Annotated in this window: 23 protein-coding genes and 1 pseudogene; 12 read left to right on the top strand and 12 right to left on the bottom strand. The window is 60.7% G+C overall.

Annotation, left to right across the window (positions count from 1 at the left end; genetic code table 11):
• Positions 1-141 precede the first annotated feature (141 nt).
• Both algB and PSH76_RS00430 read left to right on the top strand, forming a co-directional pair.
• Positions 142-1,488, top strand: coding sequence for a sigma-54-dependent response regulator transcription factor AlgB (gene algB, locus PSH76_RS00435; protein WP_003187383.1), 1,347 nt, complete (start codon positions 142-144; stop codon positions 1,486-1,488).
• 10 nt (positions 1,489-1,498) lie between these two features.
• Positions 1,499-3,286, top strand: coding sequence for an ATP-binding protein (locus PSH76_RS00430; protein WP_032894300.1), 1,788 nt, complete (start codon positions 1,499-1,501; stop codon positions 3,284-3,286).
• A gap of 113 nt (positions 3,287-3,399) precedes the next feature.
• Here PSH76_RS00430 and PSH76_RS00425 read toward each other — a convergent pair whose 3' ends face one another.
• The 6 genes and pseudogenes from PSH76_RS00425 to PSH76_RS00400 form a co-directional block, all read right to left on the bottom strand.
• Entirely contained in the window at positions 3,400-4,176 is a 777-nt protein-coding gene (locus PSH76_RS00425; protein WP_032894301.1) for an N-acetylmuramoyl-L-alanine amidase, read from the bottom strand.
• Positions 4,177-4,265: 89 nt separating this feature from the next.
• Positions 4,266-6,311, bottom strand: coding sequence for a GGDEF domain-containing protein (locus PSH76_RS00420; protein ID WP_305493421.1), 2,046 nt, complete (start codon positions 6,309-6,311; stop codon positions 4,266-4,268).
• Positions 6,308-7,186 (bottom strand): endonuclease/exonuclease/phosphatase family protein, encoded by an 879-nt coding sequence (locus PSH76_RS00415; protein WP_003187377.1) that lies wholly within the window; start codon positions 7,184-7,186, stop codon positions 6,308-6,310. The genes PSH76_RS00420 and PSH76_RS00415 overlap by 4 nt, the downstream gene beginning before the upstream one ends.
• A gap of 10 nt (positions 7,187-7,196) precedes the next feature.
• Positions 7,197-7,832 carry a thiol:disulfide interchange protein DsbA gene (gene dsbA / locus PSH76_RS00410; RefSeq protein WP_003187375.1) on the bottom strand — a complete coding sequence of 212 codons (636 nt, stop codon included), beginning with the start codon at positions 7,830-7,832 and terminating at the stop codon, positions 7,197-7,199.
• 167 nt (positions 7,833-7,999) lie between these two features.
• Positions 8,000-8,626, bottom strand: coding sequence for a cytochrome c4 (locus PSH76_RS00405; protein WP_098949916.1), 627 nt, complete (start codon positions 8,624-8,626; stop codon positions 8,000-8,002).
• A 33-nt stretch (positions 8,627-8,659) separates the two neighbouring features.
• Positions 8,660-8,867 (bottom strand): annotated as a pseudogene (locus PSH76_RS00400) (cytochrome).
• A gap of 192 nt (positions 8,868-9,059) precedes the next feature.
• Between PSH76_RS00400 and yihA the strand changes: the two are divergent.
• The gene (gene yihA / locus PSH76_RS00395; RefSeq protein WP_003187369.1) at positions 9,060-9,701 is read left to right on the top strand and encodes a ribosome biogenesis GTP-binding protein YihA/YsxC; all 642 of its coding nucleotides are present in this window, start codon (positions 9,060-9,062) and stop codon (positions 9,699-9,701) included.
• Between the two features lie 271 nt (positions 9,702-9,972).
• Here the strand turns inward: yihA and polA are convergent, their stop codons facing one another.
• Positions 9,973-12,768, bottom strand: a complete 2,796-nt coding sequence (gene polA, locus PSH76_RS00390; protein ID WP_305493420.1) for a DNA polymerase I — start codon at positions 12,766-12,768, stop codon at positions 9,973-9,975.
• Positions 12,769-12,842: 74 nt separating this feature from the next.
• Between polA and PSH76_RS00385 the strand changes: the two genes are divergently transcribed.
• Positions 12,843-13,133: a DUF2782 domain-containing protein gene (locus PSH76_RS00385; RefSeq protein WP_003187366.1), complete on the top strand. Its 291-nt coding sequence runs from the start codon at positions 12,843-12,845 to the stop codon at positions 13,131-13,133.
• Between the two features lie 56 nt (positions 13,134-13,189).
• A complete protein-coding gene (locus PSH76_RS00380) occupies positions 13,190-14,143 on the top strand; it encodes a homoserine kinase (RefSeq protein WP_305493419.1) in 954 nt (317 codons plus the stop codon).
• Between the two features lie 130 nt (positions 14,144-14,273).
• Here PSH76_RS00380 and PSH76_RS00375 read toward each other — a convergent pair whose 3' ends face one another.
• Positions 14,274-15,203: a zinc ABC transporter substrate-binding protein ZnuA gene (locus PSH76_RS00375; RefSeq protein ID WP_047712807.1), complete on the bottom strand. Its 930-nt coding sequence runs from the start codon at positions 15,201-15,203 to the stop codon at positions 14,274-14,276.
• Between the two features lie 58 nt (positions 15,204-15,261).
• On the opposite strand from PSH76_RS00375, the gene zur reads away from it, so the two are divergent.
• The 4 genes from zur to PSH76_RS00355 are packed head-to-tail and all read left to right on the top strand — an operon-like array spanning position 15,262 to position 18,052.
• Positions 15,262-15,744 carry a zinc uptake transcriptional repressor Zur gene (gene zur, locus PSH76_RS00370; protein WP_003187362.1) on the top strand — a complete coding sequence of 161 codons (483 nt, stop codon included), beginning with the start codon at positions 15,262-15,264 and terminating at the stop codon, positions 15,742-15,744.
• On the top strand, positions 15,744-16,514 hold the full coding sequence (gene znuC / locus PSH76_RS00365; RefSeq protein ID WP_003187361.1) for a zinc ABC transporter ATP-binding protein ZnuC: 771 nt from the start codon (positions 15,744-15,746) through the stop codon (positions 16,512-16,514). The genes zur and znuC overlap by 1 nt, the downstream gene beginning before the upstream one ends.
• Positions 16,507-17,295, top strand: coding sequence for a zinc ABC transporter permease subunit ZnuB (gene znuB / locus PSH76_RS00360; RefSeq protein WP_003187359.1), 789 nt, complete (start codon positions 16,507-16,509; stop codon positions 17,293-17,295). The genes znuC and znuB overlap by 8 nt, the downstream gene beginning before the upstream one ends.
• Before the next feature lie 37 nt (positions 17,296-17,332).
• Positions 17,333-18,052, top strand: a complete 720-nt coding sequence (locus PSH76_RS00355; protein WP_014716334.1) for a PA5502 family lipoprotein — start codon at positions 17,333-17,335, stop codon at positions 18,050-18,052.
• Positions 18,053-18,138: 86 nt separating this feature from the next.
• Here the strand turns inward: PSH76_RS00355 and katE are convergent, their stop codons facing one another.
• The gene (gene katE, locus PSH76_RS00350) at positions 18,139-20,280 is read right to left on the bottom strand and encodes a catalase HPII (RefSeq protein WP_305493418.1); all 2,142 of its coding nucleotides are present in this window, start codon (positions 20,278-20,280) and stop codon (positions 18,139-18,141) included.
• A 265-nt stretch (positions 20,281-20,545) separates the two neighbouring features.
• Here katE and PSH76_RS00345 point away from each other — a divergent pair, with 265 nt between their 5' ends.
• From PSH76_RS00345 to PSH76_RS00335, 3 genes are read left to right on the top strand one after another with little or no spacing between them, the layout of a single operon-like run.
• The gene (locus PSH76_RS00345) at positions 20,546-21,553 is read left to right on the top strand and encodes a methionine ABC transporter ATP-binding protein (RefSeq protein ID WP_032894317.1); all 1,008 of its coding nucleotides are present in this window, start codon (positions 20,546-20,548) and stop codon (positions 21,551-21,553) included.
• Positions 21,553-22,245 (top strand): methionine ABC transporter permease, encoded by a 693-nt coding sequence (locus PSH76_RS00340; RefSeq protein WP_020301408.1) that lies wholly within the window; start codon positions 21,553-21,555, stop codon positions 22,243-22,245. The genes PSH76_RS00345 and PSH76_RS00340 overlap by 1 nt, the downstream gene beginning before the upstream one ends.
• A gap of 51 nt (positions 22,246-22,296) precedes the next feature.
• The gene (locus tag PSH76_RS00335; protein ID WP_047712804.1) at positions 22,297-23,067 is read left to right on the top strand and encodes a MetQ/NlpA family ABC transporter substrate-binding protein; all 771 of its coding nucleotides are present in this window, start codon (positions 22,297-22,299) and stop codon (positions 23,065-23,067) included.
• Positions 23,068-23,198: 131 nt separating this feature from the next.
• Here PSH76_RS00335 and PSH76_RS00330 read toward each other — a convergent pair whose 3' ends face one another.
• Genes PSH76_RS00330 through PSH76_RS00320 form a run of 3 tightly spaced genes read right to left on the bottom strand, consistent with a single transcriptional unit; the run spans position 23,199 to position 25,797 of the window.
• Positions 23,199-23,834 (bottom strand): SCO family protein, encoded by a 636-nt coding sequence (locus PSH76_RS00330; RefSeq protein ID WP_305493417.1) that lies wholly within the window; start codon positions 23,832-23,834, stop codon positions 23,199-23,201.
• Positions 23,831-24,730: a heme o synthase gene (cyoE, locus tag PSH76_RS00325; protein WP_044270274.1), complete on the bottom strand. Its 900-nt coding sequence runs from the start codon at positions 24,728-24,730 to the stop codon at positions 23,831-23,833. Before cyoE ends, PSH76_RS00330 begins: the two co-directional genes overlap by 4 nt.
• Positions 24,718-25,797: a heme A synthase gene (locus PSH76_RS00320; RefSeq protein WP_032894323.1), complete on the bottom strand. Its 1,080-nt coding sequence runs from the start codon at positions 25,795-25,797 to the stop codon at positions 24,718-24,720. Before PSH76_RS00320 ends, cyoE begins: the two co-directional genes overlap by 13 nt.
• Positions 25,798-25,802 lie beyond the last annotated feature (5 nt).

Below are 25,802 nucleotides of genomic sequence, written 5' to 3'. Positions count from 1 at the left end.
ATGCGCTCAGACGACGTCTGTAGGAAGGCGCGCAGATAGCTGCGCGAAGAAGCCTTTTATGAATCAGAATAAACCATGCAACTTGCCCGATTATTCCGGGACTAAACACCATCACATTTATAGTTAAGGAGTGCGGGACAGATGGAATCAGCCAAGGAACTTCAAGGCCGCATTCTTTTAGTGGATGACGAATCTGCGATCCTGCGCACCTTCCGCTATTGCCTGGAAGATGAAGGCTATACCGTCGCCACCGCGAACAGTGCCGCCCAGGCCGATGCCCTGATGCAGCGTCAGGTGTTCGACCTGTGCTTCCTCGACCTGCGCCTGGGCGAGGACAATGGCCTGGACGTGCTGGCCCAGATGCGTGTGCAGGCACCGTGGATGCGCGTGGTGATTGTGACCGCCCATTCGGCCGTGGATACCGCCGTGGACGCCATCCAGGCTGGCGCCGCCGACTACCTGGTCAAACCTTGCAGCCCAGACCAGCTGCGCCTGGCCACCGCCAAGCAACTGGAGGTGCGTCAGCTCTCGGCGCGGCTGGAAGCGCTGGAAGGCGAAGTGCGCCAGCCTAAAGACGGCCTGGACTCCCATAGCCCGGCAATGATGGTGGTGTTGGAAACCGCGCGGCAGGTGGCCGGGACAGACGCCAACATCTTGATTCTCGGCGAATCCGGTACCGGTAAAGGTGAGTTGGCCCGGGCGATACACGGCTGGAGCAAACGCTCGAAGAAGTCCTGCGTGACCATCAACTGCCCGTCTTTGACTGCCGAACTGATGGAAAGCGAACTGTTCGGCCACAGCCGCGGCGCATTCACCGGCGCCAGCGAAAGCACCTTGGGCCGAGTGAACCAAGCGGACGGCGGTACGCTGTTTCTCGACGAGATCGGCGATTTCCCCCTCACGTTGCAACCCAAGTTGCTGCGGTTTATCCAAGACAAAGAGTATGAGCGGGTGGGCGACCCGGTCACCCGCCGCGCCGATGTGCGCATCCTCGCAGCCACCAACCTGAACCTGGAAGACATGGTGCGCGATGGCCGCTTCCGTGAAGACTTGCTCTACCGCCTGAATGTCATCACCTTGCACTTGCCGCCGCTGCGCGAACGCAGTGAAGACATCCTGACCCTGGCCGACCGCTTCCTTGCCCGCTTCGTCAAGGAATACGCACGCCCGGCGCGCGGCTTCAGTGATAATGCCCGCGAAGCGCTACTCAACTATCGCTGGCCCGGCAATATCCGCGAACTGCGTAACGTGGTGGAACGCGCCAGCATCATCTGCCCTCAGGAGAAGGTGGAGATCAGCCACCTGGGGATGGCCGAGCAACCGGCCAACAATGCACCGCGTATCGGCGCGGCTTTGAGCCTGGATGAGCTGGAGAAAGCCCATATCGGCGCCGTACTTGCGACCAGCGACACACTGGACCAAGCGGCCCGCACACTCGGCATCGATGCGTCGACGCTGTACCGCAAACGCAAGCAGTACAACCTTTGAACAGGACCTTATGAAGCTCGCGATGAAACTGCGCACCCGGTTATTCCTGAGCATCTCAGCGCTGATCACCGTGGCTTTGCTGGGGTTGATCCTGGGCTTGGTCAGCGTCATGCAAATGGCCAAAACCCAGGAATCGCTGATCCGCAGTAACTTCATCACCCTGGACCTGGGGCTCAAGTTGCGTCAGAGCCTGGGCGACCAGTTGATCATGATGCTGGAGAAGCGCCCCGACCCGGACGCCCTGCAAGCCTCCAAGCAGCATTATTTCGACCTGTTGGACCAAGGCATCGCCCATGAGCAGATAGACGGCAAAAACCATGGCTTCAGCCAGGCACGCTCCGATTACCAGAAGCTGCTGGAAGCGTTTGACCAATCCCAACAGGCATCACCGCCCGCAGGCAGCAAAGAAAAGCTGACTGAAACCTTCAACATATTGCGTAATGGCCTGATCGCCGATCACAAGCGGGCGCTGGAAAATATCAGTACCAGCGAGCATAAATCCCGCGAACGAGCGCTGTTGATTGCCGGCCTGCTCGGGCTGGTAGGGCTCGCGGTGCTGATCATCGGTTTCGTCACGGCCCATGGCATCGCCCGGCGTTTCGGCGGCCCCATCGAGGCGCTGGCCAAGGCCGCCGACAAGATCGGGCAGGGCGATTTTGAAGTCACCCTGCCGATCTCCTCCGCAGCGGAAATGAACCTGCTGACCCGCCGTTTCGGCATCATGGCCGAAGCGTTGCGCCAACATCAGGCCACTAACATCGATGAGCTGCTGGCCGGCCAACAGCGCCTGCAAGCGGTGCTCGACAGTATCGACGACGGCCTGTTGATGATTGATCGCCAAGGCTGCCTGGAGCACCTCAACCCTGTGGCGCAGCGCCAATTGGGCTGGGATGAGGAGCGGCTCGGCCAAGGCCTTGGCGAAGCCATGGGTCGCGCAGAAATGGATGAACAGCTGCAACTGGTGCTGCGCGGCGGCAACCTGGAGCGGGCCCCGGATGATCTGGAGGTGGAAGTCGAGGGTGAATTGCGCCTGCTGACCTACAGCCTGACCCCGGTCAGCCATACCCAGGGGCATATTCTCGGGGCCGTGATGGTGCTGCATGACGTGACTGAACAGCGCGCTTTCGAGCGGGTGCGCAGCGAGTTCGTGTTGCGCGCCTCCCATGAGCTGCGCACGCCGGTTACCGGCATGCACATGGCCTTCGGCTTGTTCCGTGAGCGAGCCAAGTTCCCACCGGACTCCCGCGAGGCGGACCTGCTGGATACGGTCAATGAAGAGATGCAGCGCCTGATGCAGTTGATCAACGACCTGCTCAACTTCTCGCGCTACCAGAACGGCCTGCAAAAACTCACCCTGGGTACGTGCGATGTCACCGACTTGCTGGAGCACGCACGGGCTCGATTTGCTGAGCCTGCGAACGCCCAGCACATTGAGTTGCTGGTGGAAGCCCAACCTGAGTTGCCACGGCTATATGCCGACCAGGTGCAACTGGAGCGGGTGCTCGACAACCTGCTGGGCAATGCCCTGCGCCACACCGCCGAAGGCGGGCAGATCCGCCTGCAGGCACGACGCCATGGCGAGCGGGTGATTATCAGCGTCGAGGATAACGGCGAAGGTATCGCCTACGGCCAGCAGGGGCGGATCTTCGAACCCTTTGTGCAGGTGGGCCGCAAGAAAGGTGGGGCGGGCCTGGGCTTGGCACTGTGCAAGGAGATCGTGCAATTGCACGGCGGCCGCATGGGCGTGTACTCACGGCCGGGGCAGGGTACGCAGTTCTATATGGCATTACCCCTTTAGGAGCGAGCTTGCTCGCGAAAAACGTCAACGATAACGCTGTGCTGTCAGGCAGCCCGCGTCGTCTATGCGTTCTTCGCGAGCAAGCTCGCTCCTACATTATTATTTTTACACCATCAGCGGTGATTCAAGGCGCGCAGGATTGCGGCGCTTTCAGCATCCGGGGTGCCGTCAAACAATGACGGGCGGAAACGCATCTGGAATGCGGCGATGACGTGCCGCGTGGCCACATCCAGTTCGCCGGTCTGCGGCGTCTGGTAGCCCAGGCGCGCCAGCTCTTCTTGGAACCAGGTAATGCTCGGCAACTGCGCGGCGTACTGCACCTGAAACCGGGCCACTGCCTGGGCATCCGGCCACACGGCCAGACCTTCTGCCGCTAAGCGCTTCCAAGGGAACAACGGGCCTGGGTCCAGCTTGCGCAGTGGGGCGATGTCGCTGTGCCCGATGATGTTCTTGGGGTCGATGCCGTTGCGCTTGCTGATGTCCTTGAGCAGCACGATCAGCGACTGCACCTGCGCTTCGGAATACGGGTACCACACACGCCCCGTCGGCGTATCGGTGAACCCTGGGTTGACGATCTCGATGCCGATGGAGCTGGAGTTGAGCCATGTGCGCCCCATCCACTCGCTTTCCCCCGCGTGCCAGGCGCGCTGGCTTTCATCCACCAGCTTGTAGATGGTGCCGGAGGCGTCGTCGCCGATCAGGTAATGGCTGCTGACCTGGCCATGGGTCAACAGCGCCAGGGAACGTTCGAGGTTGGTCGAGGTGTAATGCACCACAACGAACTGCACGCGGTTGTCGTGGTTGACCGAGGGATGGCTGGTGTTCAGGCGCGGACCACTGGTGCAGCCGGCGAGCAGAAGAAACGCTAAAGCGATATACAAGGATTTCATGGCGAGAGGCAGTACACTGAAAGACGATAATGCAACAGTGTAACGTACGACTCACGGCCAGGCGGTCAAATTACAAAATGGAACATCTTTTATGCCGCCTGCACCTGATTACGCCCCGCGGCCTTTGCCCTGTAGAGCGCTTCATCGGCACGCTTGAGCGCCAGGTCACTGCGCTCGCCGGGTTGAAACTGCGCCACGCCCATGGACACCGTGATCGTCACCGGCTCACCCTTGAAGTGGAACGGGCACGCGGCAATGGCCTCACGCAATACTTCACCTACGGCCAACGCATCCGCCAAGGTCGAGTCGGGCATGAGCAGCACAAACTCTTCACCCCCAAAACGTGCGATGAAGTCAGTCGGCCGCAGGCGCTTGCTCAGCACATTGGCGATGATCTTCAAGACTTTGTCCCCTGCCAGGTGACCGTAACCGTCGTTGATGCGCTTGAAGTGGTCCAGGTCGAGCATGGCCAGCGACAGGCTGTTACCGCGCTGATGCCAGGCGTTGACTTCGTAATCGAGGCGTTCGCTCCACGCCGCACGGTTGGGCAAGCCGGTGAGCGGATCGATCAAGGCCTTCTGGCGCTGCACCTCCAGGTGCTCGCGGTAGCCCTGGGCCTCCTGCTCCATATGGGCCACGCGTTCAGCCAGGCCTTTTAAACGTGCGGCCACTTCCTGTTCGCGCAGGTCACGCTGCTGCTGGTGTTCGTCCATGGTGCCGAGCAAGCCTTCAAGGTGGCTTTCGAGCACCTGCTTGAGGCTGTCCAGGTCGGCGGCGTCCTGCACGCTGCTTTGCAGGCCATCGACCTGCTCACGAATCTGCGTGTCCAACTCCCGCGCAGCCAGGCTGCTATCGGCGTGGCCCTCGCTGGCGACCTGCAGATGGCCCTGGAATGCCTCGAGACGCTCGTTGAGCTGCTTGAGGTAAGCCTCAAACTCATGCTGGCCACTGTCGGTGATCGCCAGCATCAGCACCGCCAGGTCATCGAGGATCGGCAGCAGTTCGTACCAGTTCAAGCCATGGGCGAGACGCTCACGCATCGCCTCAGCCTGGGGTTGATGGCGTTCGGGCAGGGAAAGATCTTCCAGCAGGCCGAGCAAAGTGCCTTCAATGTGCTTGGCCACCGAGCTGTAGGACGGTTCAGGTGAATCGGGCAGGGCGTAGGTGCCGTCTGGTTGCAGTTCGTCGGGCTCGGGACCTTCCAGCACGGGGGGCAATGAAAGGCTGCCGATGGTGGTCTCATTCGGCGTTTCAACTGGAACCGGCGGCGGCTCGATAAAGGCGGCGAGTGCGCTTTCGTGAGCAGGCTCCGCAACTGGCGGCACCTGCACGTCGGGCTCAGGTAATTGCGCAGACGCAATCGACGGCAGCTCTGGAGCGTCGAATACCGGCGTTTCGCTGGCGACCTCTTGCTCTTCGGCCGCTGCAACAGGCGCAGGCTTCAAGGGTGGCAACGGTGCAAAGGCACGCAAAGCTTGGGTCAATTCTTCTGATTGCGCAGGTTCTTCCGGTTCGGGCACGGGTTTGGGCGCTGCGGGTTTTGACGCTGCCGATTGCGCTGCCGGCAGTGGCTCGGCATCAACCGCAAGCGCTTCGCTGGCGGCTTCTTTACTGCCGAACAGGCGCTGCAACAGGCCTGGGCCTGGGCGTGCAGTTTCGCCATCCGGCTCCAGATTATTCAACGCCTGCCCCTGCAGGCTGCTCAGCTCACTGAGTAGCAGCGGTATCTCCCGCGCTTGCGCCACGCGACCATCGAGTTGCTTGGCGAAGGTTTTCAGCGGGCGAGCCACTTCGCGGGGCAGCGGCAGCTTTTGCAACTGGGTGACCAAGGCGGTGAGCGCGGTGCTGATCTGGTCGACGCGGGTTTCGCGGCGCTGCTCCGAATCCAGCACGGCCTTTTCCAGACGCGGCAGTAAAGCGGCGAGGGCAGCATCCATGTCGTCCGTGCGCACGACATCGCGCATTTCCTTCATGCATTGATCGACGGCGCGGTCGGTGCCTTCAGCGGCCAGCGTGCTGCGCACCAGCCCGCGGCGCAGCAAATCGAGGCGGGCGGCCCAGCGGCGTTCGAGTTTGTCTTGTTGCTCGATGCTCTGAAGGTACTTCTCTTTCCAGCGCTGGGCGTCGTCGCTCATGCAAGGGGTCCGCGAGGGCCTGGGCTCAACGCGGGTAATGCATCAGCCGTGAGCGAACCCGGCAGACGAATCTCTACCGCGACCGGCAGGTGATCGGAAATGGGCTGCGCCAGCACCTGCACACTTTCCAGTGTGAGGCTTGGGCTGAGCAGGATATGGTCAAGACAGCGCTGCGGGCGCCAGCTGGGAAACGTGGCTTCGACTTGCGGGGCCAGTAACCCCAGGTCGCGCAGCGGAGAATTTTGCAGCAGGTCGTTGGCATGGGTGTTCATGTCACCCATGAGCACCTGGTGCTTGTAGTTGCCAATCAATTCACGCACGTAGGCCAACTGCAGGTTGCGCGTACGCCCCCCGAGGGCCAGGTGCATCATCACCACCACCAAGGCTTCCGGGCCTTCGCCAAAACGCACAAGGATCGCCCCGCGGCCTTTGGGGCCTGGCAAGGGGTGATCTTCAATGGCAGTGGGTTTGAGACGGCTGAGCACGCCGTTGCTGTGCTGTGCCAGGCGCCCTAGATTACGGTTGAGTTGCTGATACCAGTACGGAAAAGCCCCCAACTGAGCCAGGTGTTCCACCTGGTTGATATAGCCGGAGCGCAGGCTGCCGCCGTCGGCTTCCTGCAGGGCGACCAAGTCGAAGTCGCTGAGCAGGTCGCCGATTTTCTGCAAGTTACCGGTACGCCCCTTGTGGGGCAGCAGGTGCTGCCAGCCACGCGTGAGGTAGTGCCGATACTTCTCGGTACTGTTGCCCACCTGGATATTGAAGCTGAGCAGGCGCAAGCGGCTATCTGCCGGCAGGCCCGTGGACTCCAGGTGATGCTCGTTGACCTGCGGTTCATGCAGGCCAACGACACGCTCGGTACCCCAGCGGCGCATGGCGAGCCCCTTACTTGGCAGCGCGTTCTTTGGCAATCAGTTGGTCAGCAACGTTCAGGGTCGCTTCAGGACCACCGGTGCTGCCCAGGTCGAAACGGTATTTGCCGTTGACGATCAGGGTTGGAACGCCTTGCACGCCGTACTTCTGCGCGAGTTCCTTGGCCTGTTTGATCTGGCCCTGGATAGCGAAGGAGTTGAAGGTCGCCAGGAACTTGTCCTTGTCGACACCCTGAGTGGCAACGAAGTCAGCCATTTCGTCCGGCTTGGTCAGGCGCTTGCCTTGTTTCTGGATCGCTTCGAAGACGGCGTTGTGGACCTTGTGCTCAACACCCATGGCTTCCAGGGTCAGGAACAGTTGGCCGTGGGCGTCCCATGGGCCACCGAACATGGCAGGAATGCGACGGAAGTTAACGTCCTTGGGCAGCTTTTCAGCCCATGGGTTGATAGTCGGCTCGAAGGCGTAGCAATGCGGGCAGCCGTACCAGAACAGCTCCACCACTTCGATCTTGCCCGGTACTGCAACGGGAACCGGGTTAGCCAGCTCAACATAGGTTTTACCGGCTTCAAGCGGCACATCGGCAGCTTGTGCGGTCATGCCGAAGAGGCTGGCAGTGACGAGAGCGGCGCTGAGGATCAGATTACGCATGCTTTACTCCTGGACAAATAAAGTCGCCTCACGCGACCTTTGTTGTGACAGGTCTACGCGGACATGAGTTCGTTAGTGTAACGGCAGCGGCCACAAAAAAGGGCGGCCTGAGCCACCCTTTTTATGCTTGCATCGCGGGATTAATCGAGCGTTAACGCCCGGCCCGGTCAGTGCAGGCCCTGGATATAACTGGAGAGGGCTGCGATGTCTTCGTCGCTCAGCTTGCGAGCGATGGTGCGCATGGTCATCGCGTCGCCATCGTTGGCCCGGCCGGCTTCTTCTTTGCGAAAGTCGGTCAACTGCTTCGCGATGTAGGTGGCGTGCTGGCCGCTCAGGTGCGGGAAGCCTGCGGCAGCGTTGCCTGCGCCATTGGGCGAGTGGCAACCGGTGCAGGCAGGCAAGCCTTTTTCCAGGTTACCGCCACGGAACAACTGCTCTCCACGGGCGACCAATTTAGGATCGGCAGCTCCCACGCTACCCTTCTGGCTGGCAAAATACGCCGCGAGGTCCGCCAGGTCCTGATCGTTGAGATTGGTCAGCAGGCCGGTCATTTCCAGCACCGTGCGCTTGCCGCTCTTGATGTCGTGCATCTGCTTGCTCAGGTAACGTTCACCCTGGCCGGCCAGTTTGGGGAAGTTCGGCGCCGGGCTGTTACCATCCGGCCCGTGGCAGGCACCACACACGGCGGCCTTCGCTTGACCGGCAGTGGCATCACCTTTGACGGGGCCCTCTGCAGCGACGGCAGCGCCTGTGATGCCCAAGGTCAACAGCAGACTCACGATCAGTTTGTTCATCAGCTAATCCAACTACGGCTAAGGGTTTAAGAGTTATCTACCGGGTTTACTCACCATCACATCAGTGACGGCCTGGTAATCCTCAGTACTGCAGTCCATGCACAAACCACGCGGCGGCATTGCCTTGAAACCCTGGGTCACGTGCTGCGTCAGCCTGACCATGCAAACTCGGTTGATCCTGTGTAGCCTGAGCGCCGTAAAGCGGAATCAGGGCAGCAGAAGCGAGCAACCGTCGGTCCATACATCGACCTTTTCAGGGTTTGAGAGCGTTTTGCGTTCTAATGCGCAATAAAGGTCTTTCGCTCCCGTGAACTTCATCCTTCGCTGGGACAAAGCACACACAAAATCTGCGGCATTATATACTGGCGCTACTGAAACGGAAACGACACCGCTTGCCGCACCCTTTCTCGGCACCGCCCACATCGGAAATCTCATGCAACTCAAGAACCCCATCCTCGGCCTGTGCCAACAGTCCACCTTCATGCTCAGCGCCGCCAAAGTGGACCAATGCCCCGATGACGAGGGCTTTGAAGTCGCCTTTGCCGGCCGTTCCAACGCCGGTAAATCCAGCGCACTGAACACCTTGACCCACGCCAGCCTGGCGCGCACCTCGAAAACCCCGGGCCGCACGCAACTACTCAATTTCTTCAAGCTAGACGATGATCGGCGTCTGGTCGACCTGCCAGGCTACGGTTATGCAAAAGTACCTATCCCGCTGAAGCTGCACTGGCAGCGTCACCTCGAGGCTTACCTGGGTGGTCGCGAGAGTTTGAAGGGTTTGATTCTGATGATGGATATCCGTCATCCAATGACCGACTTCGACTTGCTGATGCTCGATTGGGCGGTCGCCAGCGGCATGCCGATGCACATTTTGCTGACCAAGGCCGACAAGCTCACCTACGGTGCAGCCAAGAACACCCTGCTCAAAGTGCAGTCCGAAATCCGTAAGGGCTGGGGCGACACCATCACCATTCAGCTGTTCTCCGCCCCCAAGCGCATGGGCCTGGAAGAAGCCTACACCGTACTGGCCGGCTGGATGGAATTGGCGGACAAGGGCGCAGAAATCGCCGAATAACTTTTCTGCGGGCAAAAAAAACCCCGGACTTCTTTTGGGGAGGGGAAGTTCGGGGTTCAAGTTCCGGACCGCTAGGGCGGGGTCCAGAATTATCTGCCAACACTTAACACAACATAGGAGCATTGAAGGGCTTCACCACCCATTCAGTAACTCTGAGTGGCAGTTCACAGGTTAAGTTCCGACAGGCTCAAAAAACTATTGGAAATAACTGACCGCGGTTTGCGCTCTAAACCGCCTCGCCACCGCGCAATGTGATGGCGAAGCCGCAGAATCAGTGCGCCTCGTCCCAGTTATCGCCTACGCCTACGTCCACCACCAAAGGCACGTCCAACTGCGCCGCCGCGCTCATATGCTCGCGAATCTTCTCGCTGACCTGCGCGACCAAGTCTTCACGCACCTCCAGCACCAATTCGTCGTGCACCTGAAGGATAACCTTGGCATCCAGGCCCGACTCGGTCAGCCAGTTATCCACCTGCACCATGGCTTTCTTGATGATGTCCGCCGCCGTGCCCTGCATCGGCGCGTTGATCGCCGTGCGCTCGGCCGCCGCGCGCTCCTGGGGTTTGTTGGAGTTGATATCCGGCAAGTACAGGCGTCGCCCGAAGAAGGTTTCGACATAACCCTGATCCGCCGCCTGGGCGCGGGTGCGCTCCATGTATTCGCGAACCCCTGGGTAGCGGGCGAAGTACACATCGATATAGGCCTTGGCGGTCTTGGTGTCGACGCCGATGTCCTTGCCCAGCTTCTGGGCACCCATGCCGTAAATCAGGCCGAAGTTGATTGCCTTGGCGCTGCGGCGCTGGTTGGACGTAACCTCGTTCAACTCAACCTTGAACACTTCGGCCGCCGTGGCGGTGTGCACGTCCAGGTCATTGCGGAAGGCGTTCATCAAGCCTTCGTCCTTGGACAAATGCGCCATGATCCGCAGCTCGATCTGCGAATAGTCCGCCGCCAGCAGCTTGTAGCCCTTGGGCGCGACAAACGCCTGGCGAATGCGCCGTCCCTCGGCGGTGCGCACCGGGATGTTCTGCAGGTTCGGGTCGCTGGAGGACAAGCGCCCGGTCGCCGCGACGGCCTGATGGTAAGACGTATGAATACGCCCGGTACGCGGGTTGATCTGTTCCGGCAGGCGGTCGGTATAGGTACTTTTGAGCTTGCTCATGCTGCGGTACTGCATGAGTACCTTGGGCAGCGGGAAATCATCCTCGGCCAGTTTGGCCAGCACTTCCTCAGCCGTGGAGGCCTGGCCCTTGCCGGTTTTTTTCAGCACCGGCATGCCAAGCTTCTCGTACAGGATCGCCCCGAGCTGCTTGGGCGAACCCAGGTTGAATTCCTCACCGGCGATCTCGTACGCCTGGCGCTCCAGTTCAACCATCTTGTTACCCAGTTCGATGCTCTGGATGCCGAGGAGGTCCTTGTCCACCAGTGCGCCCTGGCGCTCGATGCGGGCCAGCACCGGCACCAGCGGGATCTCGATGTCCGTCAGCACACTGGCCAGGCTCGGGATCGCTGCCAGTTGCGCGTACAAGTGCTGATGCAGGCGCAAGGTCACATCGGCATCTTCGGCCGCGTAAGGGCCGGCTTGCTCAAGCGCGATCTGGTCGAACGTAAGTTGCTTGGCGCCTTTGCCGGCGATGTCCTGGAAGCTGACCGTGTCGTGGTCCAGGTATTTCTTCGCCAGGCTGTCCATATCGTGCCGCGTCGCGGTGGAGTTGAGCACGTAGGATTCGAGCATGGTGTCGAAGGCGATGCCGCGCACGGTAATGCCCTGGGCAGGGTCGCCACCAATGGCGCAGTTGGCCAGGATGTTCATGTCGAACTTGGCGTGCTGGCCCACCTTGAGTTTGGTCGGGTCTTCCAACAATGGCTTCAGGGCCAGCAGCACGGTGTCGCGGTCCAGTTGTTCCGGTGCACCGATGTAGGCGTGCGTCAGCGGAATATACGCCGCCTCATGGGGCTGCACCGCGAACGAAACCCCAACCAATTGCGCCTGCTGGGCGTCGATCCCGGTGGTTTCGGTATCGAAGGCAAACAGCTTGGCGTCGTTGAGCTTCTGCAGCCACAGATCGAACGTGGCCTGGTCAAGAATGGTGGTGTAAACCGTCTCTACGGGCACCGATACCACCGCCTCCACGGGTACCTGCGCGACAGGCGCGACTTCATTGGCCGCCTTCAGCTCGACGCGCTTGGTGTCGCGTTGGATCTCGTCGTACCAGCTCTTGAACTCCAGCAGCGTGTACAGCTCCAGCAGCTTTTCGCGATCCGGCTCGATCAGGTGCAAATCGTCCAGCCCGATATCCAGCGGCACATCGATCTTGATCGTCGCCAACTGATAGGACAGGAATGCCATCTCTTTATGCTCTTCCAGCTTGGCTGGCAGGGTCTTGGCCCCCCGGATAGGCAGGGTCGGCACAATATCCAACTGCTCATAAAGCTCTTTGAGGCCACCATTGACCCCCACCAGCAAGCCGGAGGCGGTCTTGGGGCCAATACCCGGAACGCCGGGAATGTTGTCGGATGAGTCCCCCATCAACGCCAGATAGTCGATGATCTGTTCCGGAGCGACGCCGAATTTCTCCTTAACGCCCTCGATGTCCATGGAGCTACCGGTCATGGTATTGACCAAGGTAATGTGGCCGTCCACCAGCTGCGCCATGTCTTTGTCACCGGTCGAGATCACCACCGGGCGGCTGGCGGCCGCGCTGCTGCGGGCCAGGGTGCCGATCACGTCATCGGCCTCTACGCCCTCGACGCACAGCAACGGGAAGCCAAGAGCGATCACGCTTTGATGCAGCGGCTCGATCTGCAGGCGCATGTCATCGGGCATGCTCGGGCGGTTGGCTTTGTATTCGGCGTACATTTCATCGCGAAACGTCCCACCCTTGGCGTCGAAGACCACCGCGAATGGGCTGTCCGGGTACTGCTTGCGCAGGCTTTTGAGCATGTTCAACACGCCCTTGACCGCACCGGTGGGCAGGCCTTTGGAGGTGGTCAGCGGTGGCAGCGCGTGGAAGGCGCGGTACAGATAAGAAGAACCGTCCACCAGGACGAGGGGCGCTTGGCTCATGAGCAGGATCAACCTTTTCGGCGGGTCAGGCGCTAGAATAGCCGGACCAATGAAAACAAAGGGACAAGGTTATCATGCGTACATTCAATCGCCTGCTGTTGACCGGTTTGATTGCACTCGCTCCGATGGCTGCCATGGCGGCAGACGATGCCCCTTCGGCAGACCCGGAAGTTACCATTCGCACGGAAGGCGACAAAACCATCCAGGAATACCGCCAAAACGGCTTCCTGTACGCAATCAAGGTCACCCCGAAGGGCGCACCACCGTACTTTCTGGTACGTGCGGACGGCACCGACGCGAACTTCATCCGCTCTGACCAGCCGGATATGCTGATCCCGTCATGGAAGATCTTCGAATGGAAATGATTTCTTAATTTTAACCGGCGCTGCCCACCGCAGCGCCCGTAACGGCAGTTTTAACCATGTCTGTGTTCACCCCCCTGGCTCGGCCCGAGCTGGAAACCTTTCTCGCCCCTTACGGGCTCGGCCGCCTGCTTGATTTCCAGGGGATTGCCGCCGGCAGCGAAAACACCAATTTCTTTATCAGCCTGGAACAGGGCGAGTTCGTCCTGACCCTGGTTGAGCGTGGCCCGGTGGCAGAAATGCCGTTCTTCATCGAACTGCTCGACGTGCTCCACGACGCCGACCTGCCGGTGCCGTACGCCCTGCGTACCACCGACGGCATCGCTTTGCGCGAACTCAAGGGCAAACCGGCCTTGCTGCAACCGCGCCTGGCGGGCAAGCACATCAAGGAGGCCAATGCGCAGCATTGTGCCCAGGTTGGCGAACTGCTCGGCCACCTGCACCTGGCCACCCAAGGCGAAAAGGTACTTGAGCGCAAGACCGACCGTGGCCTGGAGTGGATGCTCAGTGAGGGCGCGCAGCTTATTTCGCACCTCAACGAGGCCCAGCAACGCCTGTTGCGCGATGCGCTGGCCGAGATCGACACCCACAAGGCCGACATTCTCGGCCTGCCACGGGCGAATGTGCACGCCGATCTGTTTCGCGATAACGCGATGTTTGAAGGCACGCACCTGACGGGCCTGATCGACTTCTACAATGCCTGTTCAGGGCCGATGCTCTACGACGTGGCCATCGCCTTGAATGACTGGTGCTCGGATGCCGAGGGCGTGATTGACGGTCACCGTGCCCGGGCACTGCTGGGCGCTTACGCGGGGCTACGGGGGTTTACCGCAAAGGAAGCCGAGCTATGGCCGACCATGCTGCGGGTGGCGTGCGTACGGTTCTGGCTGTCCCGGCTGATCGCGGCCGAGTCATTTGCCGGGCAGGATGTGTTGATTCATGACCCGGCTGAGTTCGAGCACCGCTTGGCGCAGCGTCAGCAGGTCACGGTCCACCTGCCGTTCGCACTCTAAAAAGCCCCACTCGATCAAAAAAATGTGGGAGCGGGCTTGCTCGCGAATGGGGTCTGTCAGTTAGTACATCATTGACTGATCCAACGCATTCGCGAGCAAGCCCGCTCCCACAAGGGTTTTGTGTTGCCTGTTAGAGCGACTCCAGGCAACCGGCGAGGTCATTGCCGAGTTTTTCCAGCACCTGCTCATAACCCTGGGCCGTCGCCGGGGTATAGCCACCCAACGCATCCAATTCCGCCAACTTCACCGGCAACCCGGCAACCAGGGTTTCGGCCAAGCGAGGTCGCAACGGCGGCTCGCTGAACACGCACGTCTTGCCCACTTCCTGCAAACGCGCGCGCATCGCCGCGACGTGCTGAGCGCCCGGCTGTACTTCGGCGGCCACGCTGAACACGCCCGCATGCTTCAAGCCGTACGCCTCTTCGAAGTAATCAAAGGCTTCGTGAAACACGAAGTAGGGCTTGCCATCAACCCCCGCCAAACGCTGCTTCAGGCGCGCATCCAGCGCGTTCAGGCGTTCTTCGAAGGCTTTGGCATTGCTCTGATAACGCTCGGCATTGGCCGGGTCGGCGGCGCTGAGGTCGGCCGCCATCCGTGCGGCGATCACGCGCGCATTGACGGTCGACAGCCACAGGTGCGCATCGACACTGCCTGGGCGGTGGTCGTGATCATGCTCGTCGGCTTCATCGGCATGGGAATGGCTATCTTCGCCGAAAATGCGCAGTTTCATGCCCGGCAGGTCCTGCACGGCCACCGTTGCCGCTGTACGGCCTTTAAGCACACGCGGCAAAAACGTTTCCATGTCCGGCCCAATCCAGTACAGCAGGTCGACCGACTGCACGCGCCGTACGTCGGATGGGCGCAAAGCAAAGTTATGCGGCGACGCCCCCGGCGGCAGCAATACCTCTGGAACAGCCACCCCGTCCTGCACGGCAGCGGCAATCAGTTGCAACGGCTTGATGCTCGTCAGCACCTTGACCTCGGCCTGAGCGGCACCCGCAACGAACAAACTGGTGACAAATACGACAAAAACGGGAAAAAGTCGGGACACGATGACCACTCGATGGCTTAGGAACGGGTAACATAATAACGTCTCTATCAAATATCTGTCGCCGCTCATGCCTAAAACACCGCTTGCCAGCCGTCCCCACGACCACTCTCACTGCGTGCACACCGCATTGTCAGAGGCCGACACCCTGTGCGCGAAGAAAGGCTTGCGCCTCACCGCCTTGCGTCGCCGGGTGCTGGAGCTGGTGTGGCAGAGCCATAAGCCTTTGGGCGCTTACGACATTCTTGGCGTCCTCAGCGAGCAGGACGGCCGCCGCGCCGCGCCGCCTACCGTTTACCGTGCGCTGGATTTCCTGCTGGAAAACGGTCTGGTGCACCGTATTGCCTCGCTCAACGCCTTTGTCGGTTGCAACCACCCGGAGCACGCGCATCAGGGCCAGTTCCTGATCTGCCGCGAGTGCCACGCCGCCATCGAGCTTGAACAAAAAAGCATCAGCGACGCCATTGTCAAAAGCGCTGCCGACGTCGGCTTCAAGGTCGAGGGGCAAACGGTCGAAGTGGTCGGCCTGTGCGCAGGCTGCCAGGGGGTTTGATGAGCAATGCGTTAATCCGCCTGGAACAGGTCGGGGTCACGTTCGCCGGGCAAAACGTGCTGGAAAACATCGCACTGAGCGTGGAACCGGGGCAAATCGTCACCCTGATAGGCCCCAACGGCGCTGGCAAGACCACCCTGGTGCGCGCCGTACTAGGGCTGCTCAAGCCACACAGCGGCACGGTTTGGCGCAAGCCCAAGCTGCGCGTGGGTTATATGCCGCAAAAGCTGCATGTGGACCCGACGTTGCCGCTCTCCGTATTGCGCTTCCTGCGCCTGGTGCCCGGCGTAGACCGCGCCCGCGCCCAGGCTGCGCTTAAGGAAGTGGGCGCCGAACACGTCATCGACAACCCCGTGCAAAGCATCTCCGGCGGCGAAATGCAGCGCGTGCTGCTGGCCCGCGCCTTGCTGCGCGAGCCCGAATTGCTGGTACTCGATGAGCCGGTGCAAGGTGTCGATGTCGCCGGCCAGGCCGAGCTGTACAGCCTGATCACCCGCCTGCGCGACCGCCATGGTTGCGGCGTGCTGATGGTCTCCCACGATTTGCACCTGGTGATGAGCACCACCGACCAAGTGGTCTGCCTCAACCGCCACGTGTGCTGCTCCGGCCACCCGGAACAGGTCAGTGGCGACCCGGCGTTCGTGGAGCTGTTCGGCAAGAACGCCCAGAGCCTGGCGATCTATCATCACCACCACGACCACGCCCATGACCTGCATGGCGCCGTCGTCGATACCCCCCACGTTCATGGAGATAGCTGCAAGCATGGCTGATTTTCTGCTCTACGCCCTGCTGGCAGGCTTGGCTTTGGCTTTGGTGGCGGGCCCACTGGGCTCGTTTGTGGTCTGGCGGCGCATGGCCTATTTCGGCGACACCTTGTCCCATGCCGCCTTGCTGGGCGTGGCCATGGGTTTTCTGCTGGATGTAAGCCCGGCCATCGCGGTGACCGTCGGTTGCCTGCTGCTGGCGGTGCTGCTGGTGACCCTGCAGCAACGCCAGCCACTGGCTTCCGACACACTGCTGGGCATCCTTGCGCCCAGTACCTTGTCCCTGGGCCTGGTGGTGCTGAGCTTCATGCATGAAGTGCGCATCGACCTGATGGCCTACCTGTTCGGCGACCTGCTGGCTATCAGCCCCACTGACTTGGCCTGGATCCTCGGCGGCAGCGCTGCCGTGCTGGTGTTGCTGGTGACCCTGTGGCGCCCGTTGCTGGCGATCACCGTGCATGAAGAACTTGCCAAGGTAGAGGGCTTGCCCGTCGCAGGCCTGCGTATGGCGCTGATGTTGCTCATCGCCGTGGTGATTGCTGTCGCGATGAAGATTGTCGGCGTATTGTTGATCACGTCGCTGCTGATCATTCCAGCCGCCGCCGCCCAGCGCCACGCTCGCTCTCCGGAGCAGATGGCGATTGGCGCCAGCCTCCTGGGGATGCTTGCAGTGTGTGGTGGCCTGGCGCTGTCCTGGTTCAAGGACACACCGGCCGGGCCGTCGATTGTGGTTACGGCGGCCGCCCTGTTTCTGCTGAGTTTTGTCCTGCCCCGTCGAGGGGTGTAGACTTGCTCGCTTTTTGCGCAAATAGAGAGTCGCAGGAATGAAGCCGTTCACCTCCCGTTATCTGCTCCTTGCCGCATTTTCACTGCTGCTGGGCGCCTGCCAAAGTACGCCGCCCGCCGCCCCCCAGGCTCCGGATCCGCGCGCTGCGGCCATCGCGCAGCTGGAACAAAACCTGGCCAGCAGCGAATTGGCCACCGCCGAAGACCAGTTGGCCGCACTGCAGGCCCAATCGCCCAACGACCCGGCACTTGAGGCCTACCAGCGTCAATTGGCCGAAGCCTACCTGCAGCGCAGCCAGATCGTGCTGCAAAAGGGCGATGTCAACGCTGCCGCCACGGCCCTGAGCCGTGCCCGCGCCTTGATGCCCAAGGCCCCTGCGCTGACGGGTGGCGTCAACAGCGCCATCAGCCATGCGCGCAAAGCCGAATTGGACCAGGCAGAAGCCGCGTTGAAAGCCGCTGAAGCCAAGCCCGCCGCCAAGGTAATCGACCCGGCAGCGCCCAGCACCACCGTGGCGCTGAACCTGGCGGATGTCGAAGATATGCGCCATCAGCTGGATGCAATCGCCACCGATGTGGTGAATTACCAGTGCGACGTCAGCATCCAGGTGCCACGCACCCAGGATTACCCGTGGCTGGCCACGTTACTGACCAAGCGGGTCAAGCGGATTGATTCGGGGTATGACCTGAAGATTCACCGGCAAATCCTGAAACATATTCCGGCGCAGGTTGTGCTGATTCCGCGCAAGGCGGACTAAAAGCATCGCAGGCAAGCCAGTGCCCACCTTTGAACGGTGTGGGAGCTGGCTTGCCTGCGATGACGACCTAACAAACAACCGTTAATTTAAGCCGGAATCGCCTTGGATTTCGGCTCACGCTCCCACACTCGATGCTGGGCAATCGCCGCAAAGAAGGCCTTGAACGCCTTGGCATCCGCGCCCACGATCAACCCTGCATCCGCCTCCAGTTTCAGCAGATCCAGCAAGGGTTTCACATCACTGGCTACCGCAATCGCCTTCAGGTGTTTGTAGGCTTCCAGTACGTAATGCAACGCCACACCATCACCGCTCAGCGCTTTCACCGACTCCTTGCCGCCTGGGATAAACACTGCGTCGAAGGCAATGGACGGCATGCCTTCCATCGAGGCGTCGACCGGCAGCGTCTTGCCCTGCGCGGTGGTCACAGGCGCCGAAGTAGGCCCCAACAACTTTGCATGAGCGCCTTCTGCTTCCAGCGCGGCTTTTAGCGCGTCAATGGCCGCACCATCAACGCCGTTGGCTGCCAGAATCGCCACTTTGCGCGTTTTAATATCGCCCGATAGCAAGTTCACCTGGCTCAAGGCTGGCGACTCTTTCAACGACGTTTCACGGGCAGGCACCGTGCCCTTGGTTGGCGCTGGCAAGCCCAGGTTCTGCGCAACGCGCTTGGCCAGCTCCAGATCGATATTGGCCAGGATCTCGTTGACCTGGCGCGCACGAATGAACTCGCGCTCCACCTTACCCAGCTCAAAGCTGTAGGCCGCGATAATGTGCTCTTTCTCGTGGTGGCTCATGCTGTTGTAGAACAGCGTGGCCTGGCAGAAATGGTCACCGAAGGATTCGCTGCGCTCACGCACTTTGTTGGCATCGACGCGCTCGTAGTAGGACTCAAAGCCACCATCGGTAGGACCGGCAGGGGTTTCCTTCGGCCAGCCACCATCAATGGAGTTTGGTTCGTAGGACGCACGGCCCTTATCAATCACAGTGCGATGCTGAGCGTCGCGCTGGCCGTTATGGAAAGGCACGACAGGCCGGTTGATTGGAATCTCATGAAAGTTCGGCCCGCCCAGTCGGCTGATCTGGGTATCGGTGTAGGAAAACAGACGCCCTTGCAGCAACGGGTCGTTGGTGAAGTCGATGCCCGGCACGATGTGACCCGGGCAGAACGCAACCTGCTCGACTTCAGCGAAGAAGTTGTCCGGGTTACGGTTGAGCACCATTTTGCCCAGCGGTGTGATCGGTACCAGCTCTTCGGGAATGATCTTGGTCGGGTCGAGCAAGTCGAAATCGAACTTATGCTCGTCTTCTTCGGCCACGATCTGCACGCCCAACTCCCACTCGGGGTAATCGCCGCTTTCAATCGCTTCCCACAGGTCACGACGGTGGTAGTCAGTATCTTTACCGGCCAGCTTTTGCGCCTCATCCCATACCAGGGAGCAGGTGCCGACTTTCGGACGCCAGTGGAATTTCACGAAGCTGGACTTACCTTCGGTATTGATCAACCGGAAGGTGTGCACCCCAAAGCCCTGCATGGCGCGCAGGCTTTTTGGAATGGCGCGGTCGGACATGGCCCAGATGACCATGTGCGCGGATTCCGGTTGCAGCGAGACAAAGTCCCAGAAGGTATCGTGGGCCGAACCGCCGGTAGGAATCTCGTTATGAGGCTCGGGTTTCACCGCGTGGACGAAGTCTGGAAATTTGATCGCATCCTGGATGAAAAACACCGGCATGTTGTTGCCCACCAGGTCGAAGTTGCCTTCGTCGGTGAAGAACTTCACGGCAAACCCGCGAACGTCGCGCACGGTATCACCGGAACCGCGCGGGCCCTGCACCGTGGAAAAACGCGCGAACACTGGGGTTTTATGCTCAGCCGTGCGCAGGAAACCTGCCTTGGTCAGCGCCGAATGGTCGCCGTAACTCTGGAAATAGCCATGGGCGCCCGTACCACGGGCATGCACGATGCGCTCCGGGATGCGCTCATGGTCGAAGTGCGTGATCTTTTCACGCATGATGAAGTCTTCGAGCAGCGACGGGCCACGAGCGCCGACTTTCAGGCTGTTCTGGTTATCGGAAATCTTCACGCCCTGATTAGTGCGCAGGGCCTGGCCGGTCGCATCGGAACGGAATTCTTCCAACGCCTGCAGTTTGGCGTTGGTGTTGCCACGGTCCAGGGTATCGGTACCCGCAAGTTCACTCTTGGGCGGGGTGGCTGGCTTCTTGGTACTCATCAGTCAAAACTCCTTATTCAAAGTGGCCAGAGCGGTCCCCGGCTCGTTTGAGCAAAACCCCAGGCACGGCACCTGGGAAATCGAGTTGCTTAAGTAGTGACTGACGCTGTTTTGCACCGTTCCTTTTTTATGACCTTTGATCGCGTTATTGCCAAATGACTGGATGAATACGAAATAAATGCTAAGAAACGCTATACGGACAGGCTAAAATGCGCGCCCGGCTAACCGCTGATCCCTTTTCAATGCGCCCCACAAGGTTCGCTACGTGATCGAGTTTCAAAACGTTCATAAAACCTACCGCGTCGCCGGTAAGGATATTCCCGCCCTGCACCCCACCAGCCTGCGCGTCGAGAACGGCCAGGTGTTTGGCCTGATTGGCCACTCGGGTGCCGGTAAAAGCACCCTGCTGCGCCTGATCAACCGCCTGGAAGAGCCCAGTGGCGGCCAGATCAAGGTGGACGGCGAAGAAGTCACCGCCCTGGACGCCAACGGCCTGCGGCGCTTTCGCCAGCAGGTCGGCATGATCTTCCAGCATTTCAACCTGCTGGCGTCCAAGACCGTCGCCGACAACGTCGCGCTGCCGCTGACCCTGGCCGGCGAACTGTCGCGCAAGGAAATCGACCAGCGTGTGGCTGAACTGCTCGCCCGCGTCGGCCTGTCGGACCACGCCAAGAAGTACCCGGCGCAGTTGTCCGGCGGCCAGAAACAGCGCGTCGGCATTGCCCGCGCCCTGGCGACCAAGCCAAAAATCCTGCTGTGCGACGAAGCCACCAGCGCCCTCGACCCGCAAACCACGGCGTCGGTCCTGCAATTGCTGGCCGAGATCAACCGCGAGCTGAACCTGACCATCGTGTTGATCACCCATGAAATGGACGTGATCCGCCGCGTATGCGACCAGGTCGCGGTGATGGACGCCGGGGTGATCGTCGAGCAAGGCTCGGTGGCCGACGTGTTCCTGCATCCCAAACACCCGACCACCAAACGCTTCGTACAAGAAGATGAACAAGTGGACGAAGGCGAGCAGCGCGACGACTTTGCCCATGTGCCAGGCCGTATCGTGCGCCTGACGTTCCAAGGGGACGCGACCTACGCGCCATTGCTGGGTACCGTCGCCAGGGAAACCGGGGTGGACTACAGCATCCTTGCCGGTCGTATCGACCGCATCAAAGACATCCCTTACGGGCAACTGACCCTCGCCGTCACCGGCGGTGACATGGAAGCCGCGTTTGCACGCTTCACCGCCGCCGACGTTCACATGGAGGTGCTGCGCTGATGGACCTGCTCCTGAATTTCTTCGCTGACATCGACTGGTCTGAAATCTGGTTCGCCACCGGCGATACCATGACCATGCTGTTCGGCTCGCTGTTCTTCACGGTAGTGCTGGGACTACCCATGGGTGTGCTGCTGTTTTTGACCAGTCCACGTCAGCTGTTCGAGCAGAAAGGCTTGTACGCCTTTCTGTCGCTGATCGTAAACATCCTGCGTTCGCTGCCGTTCATCATCCTGCTGATCGTGATGATTCCACTAACCAAACTGATCACTGGCATATACATGGACGAGCCCACCTCGCTGGGCGTTGCGGGCGCGATTCCGCCGCTGGTTATCGGCGCCACACCGTTCTTTGCGCGCCTGGTGGAAACCGCCCTGCGTGAAGTGGACCGCGGCATCATCGAGGCCACGCAGTCGATGGGCGCTAGCACGCGCCAGATCATCACCAGCGCCTTGCTGCCCGAAGCACGCCCCGGCATTTTTGCTGCAATTACCGTAACGGCGATTACACTGGTTTCCTACACGGCGATGGCAGGCGTGGTCGGTGCCGGTGGCCTGGGCGACCTGGCGATCCGTTTCGGTTACCAGCGTTTCCAAGACAATGTAATGGTGGTCACCGTGGTGATGTTGGTGATCCTGGTGCAAATTCTGCAAACCGTCGGCGACCGGCTGGTGGTGCACTTTTCTCGTAAATAACGGCCATTGCCGGCACACAGCCGGCAGATGCCCGAACAAGGAGCTTGCTGGATGAAAAAACTACTGGTTGCTTTCGCCGCCGTGGCTGCGTTTTCCGCCCACGCCGAGACCATTACGGTCGCTGCTTCGCCGGTGCCTCACGCCGAAATCCTCGAATTCGTGAAGCCTGCCCTGGCCAAAGAAGGCGTGGACCTGAAGGTCAAAGTCTTCACCGACTATGTGCAGCCGAACGTACAGGTGGCTGAAAAGCGCCTGGATGCCAACTTCTTCCAGCACCAGCCGTACCTGGATGAATTCAACAAGGCCAAAGGCACTCACCTGGTGAGCGTCGGCGCCGTGCACCTGGAACCGCTGGGCGCTTACTCCAGCAAGTACAAAAAACTGGCCGACCTGCCTGACGGCGCCAATGTGGTGATCCCGAACGACGCCACCAACGGCGGCCGTGCCTTGCTGCTGCTGGCCAAGAACGGCCTGATCACCCTGAAGGACCCGACCAACATCCTGTCGACCATCAAGGACATCACCGGCAACGATAAAAAACTCAAGTTCCGCGAACTGGAAGCCGCCACCCTGCCGCGCGTGCTGACCCAGGTCGACCTGGCGCTGATCAACACCAACTACGCCCTGGAAGCCAAGCTGGACCCGTCCAAGGATGCTCTGGTGATCGAAGGCAGCGATTCGCCTTACGTGAACATCCTGGTAACCCGCGAAGACAACAAGGATGCGGACGCGGTGAAGAAGCTGGTTGCAGCCCTGCACACGCCTGAAGTGAAGAAATTCATCGAAGAGAAGTACAAAGGCGCGATCAAGCCGGCGTTTTGACCCAACCCGATCTGTAGGAGCGAGCTTGCTCGCGAAAACGTCAACGATAACGCGCGCTGCTTGAATAAACGCGGCGCCTGTGAGCTCTTCGCGAGCAAGCTCGCTCCTACAAAATCGGCTTTATGTGGCTGCTATTTGCGCTGCAGCAGCCCCGGCAACTGCGCCACCAGCTTCTGGTTGTTCAACGGCGCACGAATAAACCCACGCTGGGTACCATCCGGGCCGATCAGTGCCAGGTTGCCGCTGTGGTCGACGGTGTAGTTCGGCTTAGTGGTATCCGCCGGAATGAAGGGAATGCTCACCGCATTCGAAACCTTCTGCACATCCTCTACGTTCGCGCCCGTCAGGCCTTGGAACTGTGGGTCGAAGTAACCCAGGTACTGCTTTAGCTGCACCGGGGTATCGCGGTGCGGATCGACGCTGACCAGGATCACCTGCAACTTATCCACAGCCTCTTTAGGCAGTTCGCTCTTGATCTGGCGAAGCTGGGCGAGGGTGGTCGGGCAGATATCCGGGCAGAAGGTGTAGCCAAAAAACAGCAGGCTCCATTTGCCCTTCAACTCATTGACCAGCACCGGCTGGCCTTCCTGGTCGGTCATCGTCACCGCCGGCAACTGACGGCTTTGTGGCAGCAGAATGATGCCCGCGTCGATCAGCGCGGTGGGATCGCCCTGGCCTTTGCCCGAGAGCACTTTGTTGACGGTCAGGCCCATGATCAACGCCACCAGGGCCACGAGGATGAAGACGGTTTTTTGAGTTCGAGTCATAGGTTCAACAATAAGTAGTGGTCTACGAGCAGGGCGATAAAGAGCAACAGCAAGTACCAGATAGAGTACTTGAACGTGTTGATCGCCGCGTGCGGCTGGCTGCCACGGTACAACACCCAGGCCCATTGCAGAAAGCGCGCACCCAATACCAGCGCACAGCCCAGATAGAGCAGCCCGCTCATGTGGATAACGTAGGGCATCAGGCTCACCGCCAGCAGGGCGAAGGTGTACAGCAGGATATGCACCTTGGTGTAGTGCTCGCCATGGGTGACCGGCAGCATCGGGATGTCGGCCTTGGCGTATTCCTCTTTGCGGTGAATGGCCAGGGCCCAGAAATGTGGCGGGGTCCAGGCGAAGATGATCAGCACCAGCAGCAAGGGTTCGGCACTCACATGCCCGGTGACAGCCACCCAGCCCAGCAGCGGCGGCGCCGCACCGGCCAGACCGCCGATGACGATATTCTGCGGCGTCGCTCGCTTGAGAAAGCCGGTGTAGATCACCGCATAACCCAGCAGCGAAGCCAAGGTCAGCCAGGCCGCCAGCGGGTTGGTGAACGCCAGCAGCAGGGCCAACCCTGCAATCGCCAGGAACAACGCAAACGCTAACGCGGCCATCGGCGAGACACGCCCCTCAGCCATCGGTCGTTTGTGAGTGCGCGCCATCACGGCATCAATCCGTCGATCGACCACATGGTTCACCGCCGCCGCGCCGCCGGCACACAGGGCAATGCCAAGGTTGCCGAACACCAGCACGGTCCAGGGCACCCCGGCGCGGGTGGCGAGGAACATGCCCACCAGCGAGGTGATCAGCATCAGCACCACCACTTTGGGCTTGGTCAGCTCCAGATAGTCACGCCAGATCGCCCGGTCGCGACGTGCGCCGATCACGGTCGCCATGGCAGTTCTCCTTTAAGAGTCATCAGGCCCGCCCCCTGTTTGCGCAGGATAAAACGCCAGCCGAACAGACGCGGGTGACGCACCCGAACCAGGCTGGTGCGCGCGTGGTAATTGATCAGCACCAGCGTCATCAACAACGCTGCCCCGCCGGCGTTATGCGCGACTGCCACCGGCAACGGCAGGCCGAACGCCACATTGCTCAGCCCCAGGCAGATTTGCGCGGCCAGGGCGATCAACAGCAGGCCGGCCAGGCGCGTCATCCCCACTGCCCGCAGTTGCCAGGCCAAGCCGAGCAACACCAGCGTGACCAGTACGGCGCCGATGCGATGCGTCAGGTGGATAGCAGTGCGCGCCTCGCTGTCGAGCTGCCCGCCCAGGTAATTGGGGCCGATGTGCTGGGTCAGGTGAAAGCCATTGGCAAAGTCCGCCGTCGGCCACCACTGACCATGGCAGGTAGGCAAATCGACACAGGCCACCGCTGCGTAGTTGGAACTGACCCAGCCGCCCAGGGCGATCTGCCCGATCACCAGCACCAGGCCCGCCGTTGCCCAATATTGCAGGCGCTTGGGCACAACCAACGCCGGCAGTACACCAGACAGCCGCAGCGTCAGCAGAAACAGCAGGCTCAAGGTCGCAAAGCCGCCCAAAAGATGCCCCGTGACCACTTGCGGCCAGAGCTTCAAGGTCACGGTCCACATGCCAAACGCCGCCTGGGCGAATACCACCGCCAGCAGGAACAGCGGCAGCTTCACTGGCTGGCCCGGATCACGCCGATGACGCCACGAACGCGCCGCCAGCAGCGCGATCATCAGGCCCAGGCTGCCCGCGAAGTAGCGATGGGTCATCTCGGCCCAGCCTTTGTCGGCCTCCACCGGCGTATCAGGAAAGTGCAACTCGGCATGGGCCAGTTGGGCTTCGCTTTGCGGCACGCTGATAAAGCCATAGCAACCCGGCCAGTCCGGGCAGCCGAGGCCGGCGTGGGTCAGGCGGGTATAGGCGCCGAGCAGTACGACAAACAACGCCAGCAAGGTGGCAAACAGCGCGAGGCGAAATCCAGGCTTGGCCATGACGG

This window comes from Pseudomonas sp. FP215 (genome assembly GCF_030687795.1).
Taxonomy (GTDB): domain Bacteria; phylum Pseudomonadota; class Gammaproteobacteria; order Pseudomonadales; family Pseudomonadaceae; genus Aquipseudomonas; species Aquipseudomonas salmasensis.
Note: the sequence above shows the minus strand (reverse complement) of the source record. Positions and strands in the feature narration are given on the sequence as shown.

What these genes read in the sequence shown, in the direction of transcription:
- algB (WP_003187383.1), top strand. Translation starts at nt 142, where the DNA reads ATGGAATCAGCCAAGGAACTTCAAGGCCGCATTCTTTTAGTGGATGAC.
- PSH76_RS00430 (WP_032894300.1), top strand. Translation starts at nt 1,499, where the DNA reads ATGAAGCTCGCGATGAAACTGCGCACCCGGTTATTCCTGAGCATCTCA.
- PSH76_RS00425 (WP_032894301.1), bottom strand. Translation starts at nt 4,176, where the DNA reads ATGAAATCCTTGTATATCGCTTTAGCGTTTCTTCTGCTCGCCGGCTGC.
- PSH76_RS00420 (WP_305493421.1), bottom strand. Translation starts at nt 6,311, where the DNA reads ATGAGCGACGACGCCCAGCGCTGGAAAGAGAAGTACCTTCAGAGCATC.
- PSH76_RS00415 (WP_003187377.1), bottom strand. Translation starts at nt 7,186, where the DNA reads ATGCGCCGCTGGGGTACCGAGCGTGTCGTTGGCCTGCATGAACCGCAG.
- dsbA (WP_003187375.1), bottom strand. Translation starts at nt 7,832, where the DNA reads ATGCGTAATCTGATCCTCAGCGCCGCTCTCGTCACTGCCAGCCTCTTC.
- PSH76_RS00405 (WP_098949916.1), bottom strand. Translation starts at nt 8,626, where the DNA reads ATGAACAAACTGATCGTGAGTCTGCTGTTGACCTTGGGCATCACAGGC.
- yihA (WP_003187369.1), top strand. Translation starts at nt 9,060, where the DNA reads ATGCAACTCAAGAACCCCATCCTCGGCCTGTGCCAACAGTCCACCTTC.
- polA (WP_305493420.1), bottom strand. Translation starts at nt 12,768, where the DNA reads ATGAGCCAAGCGCCCCTCGTCCTGGTGGACGGTTCTTCTTATCTGTAC.
- PSH76_RS00385 (WP_003187366.1), top strand. Translation starts at nt 12,843, where the DNA reads ATGCGTACATTCAATCGCCTGCTGTTGACCGGTTTGATTGCACTCGCT.
- PSH76_RS00380 (WP_305493419.1), top strand. Translation starts at nt 13,190, where the DNA reads ATGTCTGTGTTCACCCCCCTGGCTCGGCCCGAGCTGGAAACCTTTCTC.
- zur (WP_003187362.1), top strand. Translation starts at nt 15,262, where the DNA reads ATGCCTAAAACACCGCTTGCCAGCCGTCCCCACGACCACTCTCACTGC.
- znuC (WP_003187361.1), top strand. Translation starts at nt 15,744, where the DNA reads ATGAGCAATGCGTTAATCCGCCTGGAACAGGTCGGGGTCACGTTCGCC.
- znuB (WP_003187359.1), top strand. Translation starts at nt 16,507, where the DNA reads ATGGCTGATTTTCTGCTCTACGCCCTGCTGGCAGGCTTGGCTTTGGCT.
- PSH76_RS00355 (WP_014716334.1), top strand. Translation starts at nt 17,333, where the DNA reads ATGAAGCCGTTCACCTCCCGTTATCTGCTCCTTGCCGCATTTTCACTG.
- katE (WP_305493418.1), bottom strand. Translation starts at nt 20,280, where the DNA reads ATGAGTACCAAGAAGCCAGCCACCCCGCCCAAGAGTGAACTTGCGGGT.
- PSH76_RS00340 (WP_020301408.1), top strand. Translation starts at nt 21,553, where the DNA reads ATGGACCTGCTCCTGAATTTCTTCGCTGACATCGACTGGTCTGAAATC.
- PSH76_RS00335 (WP_047712804.1), top strand. Translation starts at nt 22,297, where the DNA reads ATGAAAAAACTACTGGTTGCTTTCGCCGCCGTGGCTGCGTTTTCCGCC.
- PSH76_RS00330 (WP_305493417.1), bottom strand. Translation starts at nt 23,834, where the DNA reads ATGACTCGAACTCAAAAAACCGTCTTCATCCTCGTGGCCCTGGTGGCG.
- cyoE (WP_044270274.1), bottom strand. Translation starts at nt 24,730, where the DNA reads ATGGCGACCGTGATCGGCGCACGTCGCGACCGGGCGATCTGGCGTGAC.
- PSH76_RS00320 (WP_032894323.1), bottom strand. Translation starts at nt 25,797, where the DNA reads ATGGCCAAGCCTGGATTTCGCCTCGCGCTGTTTGCCACCTTGCTGGCG.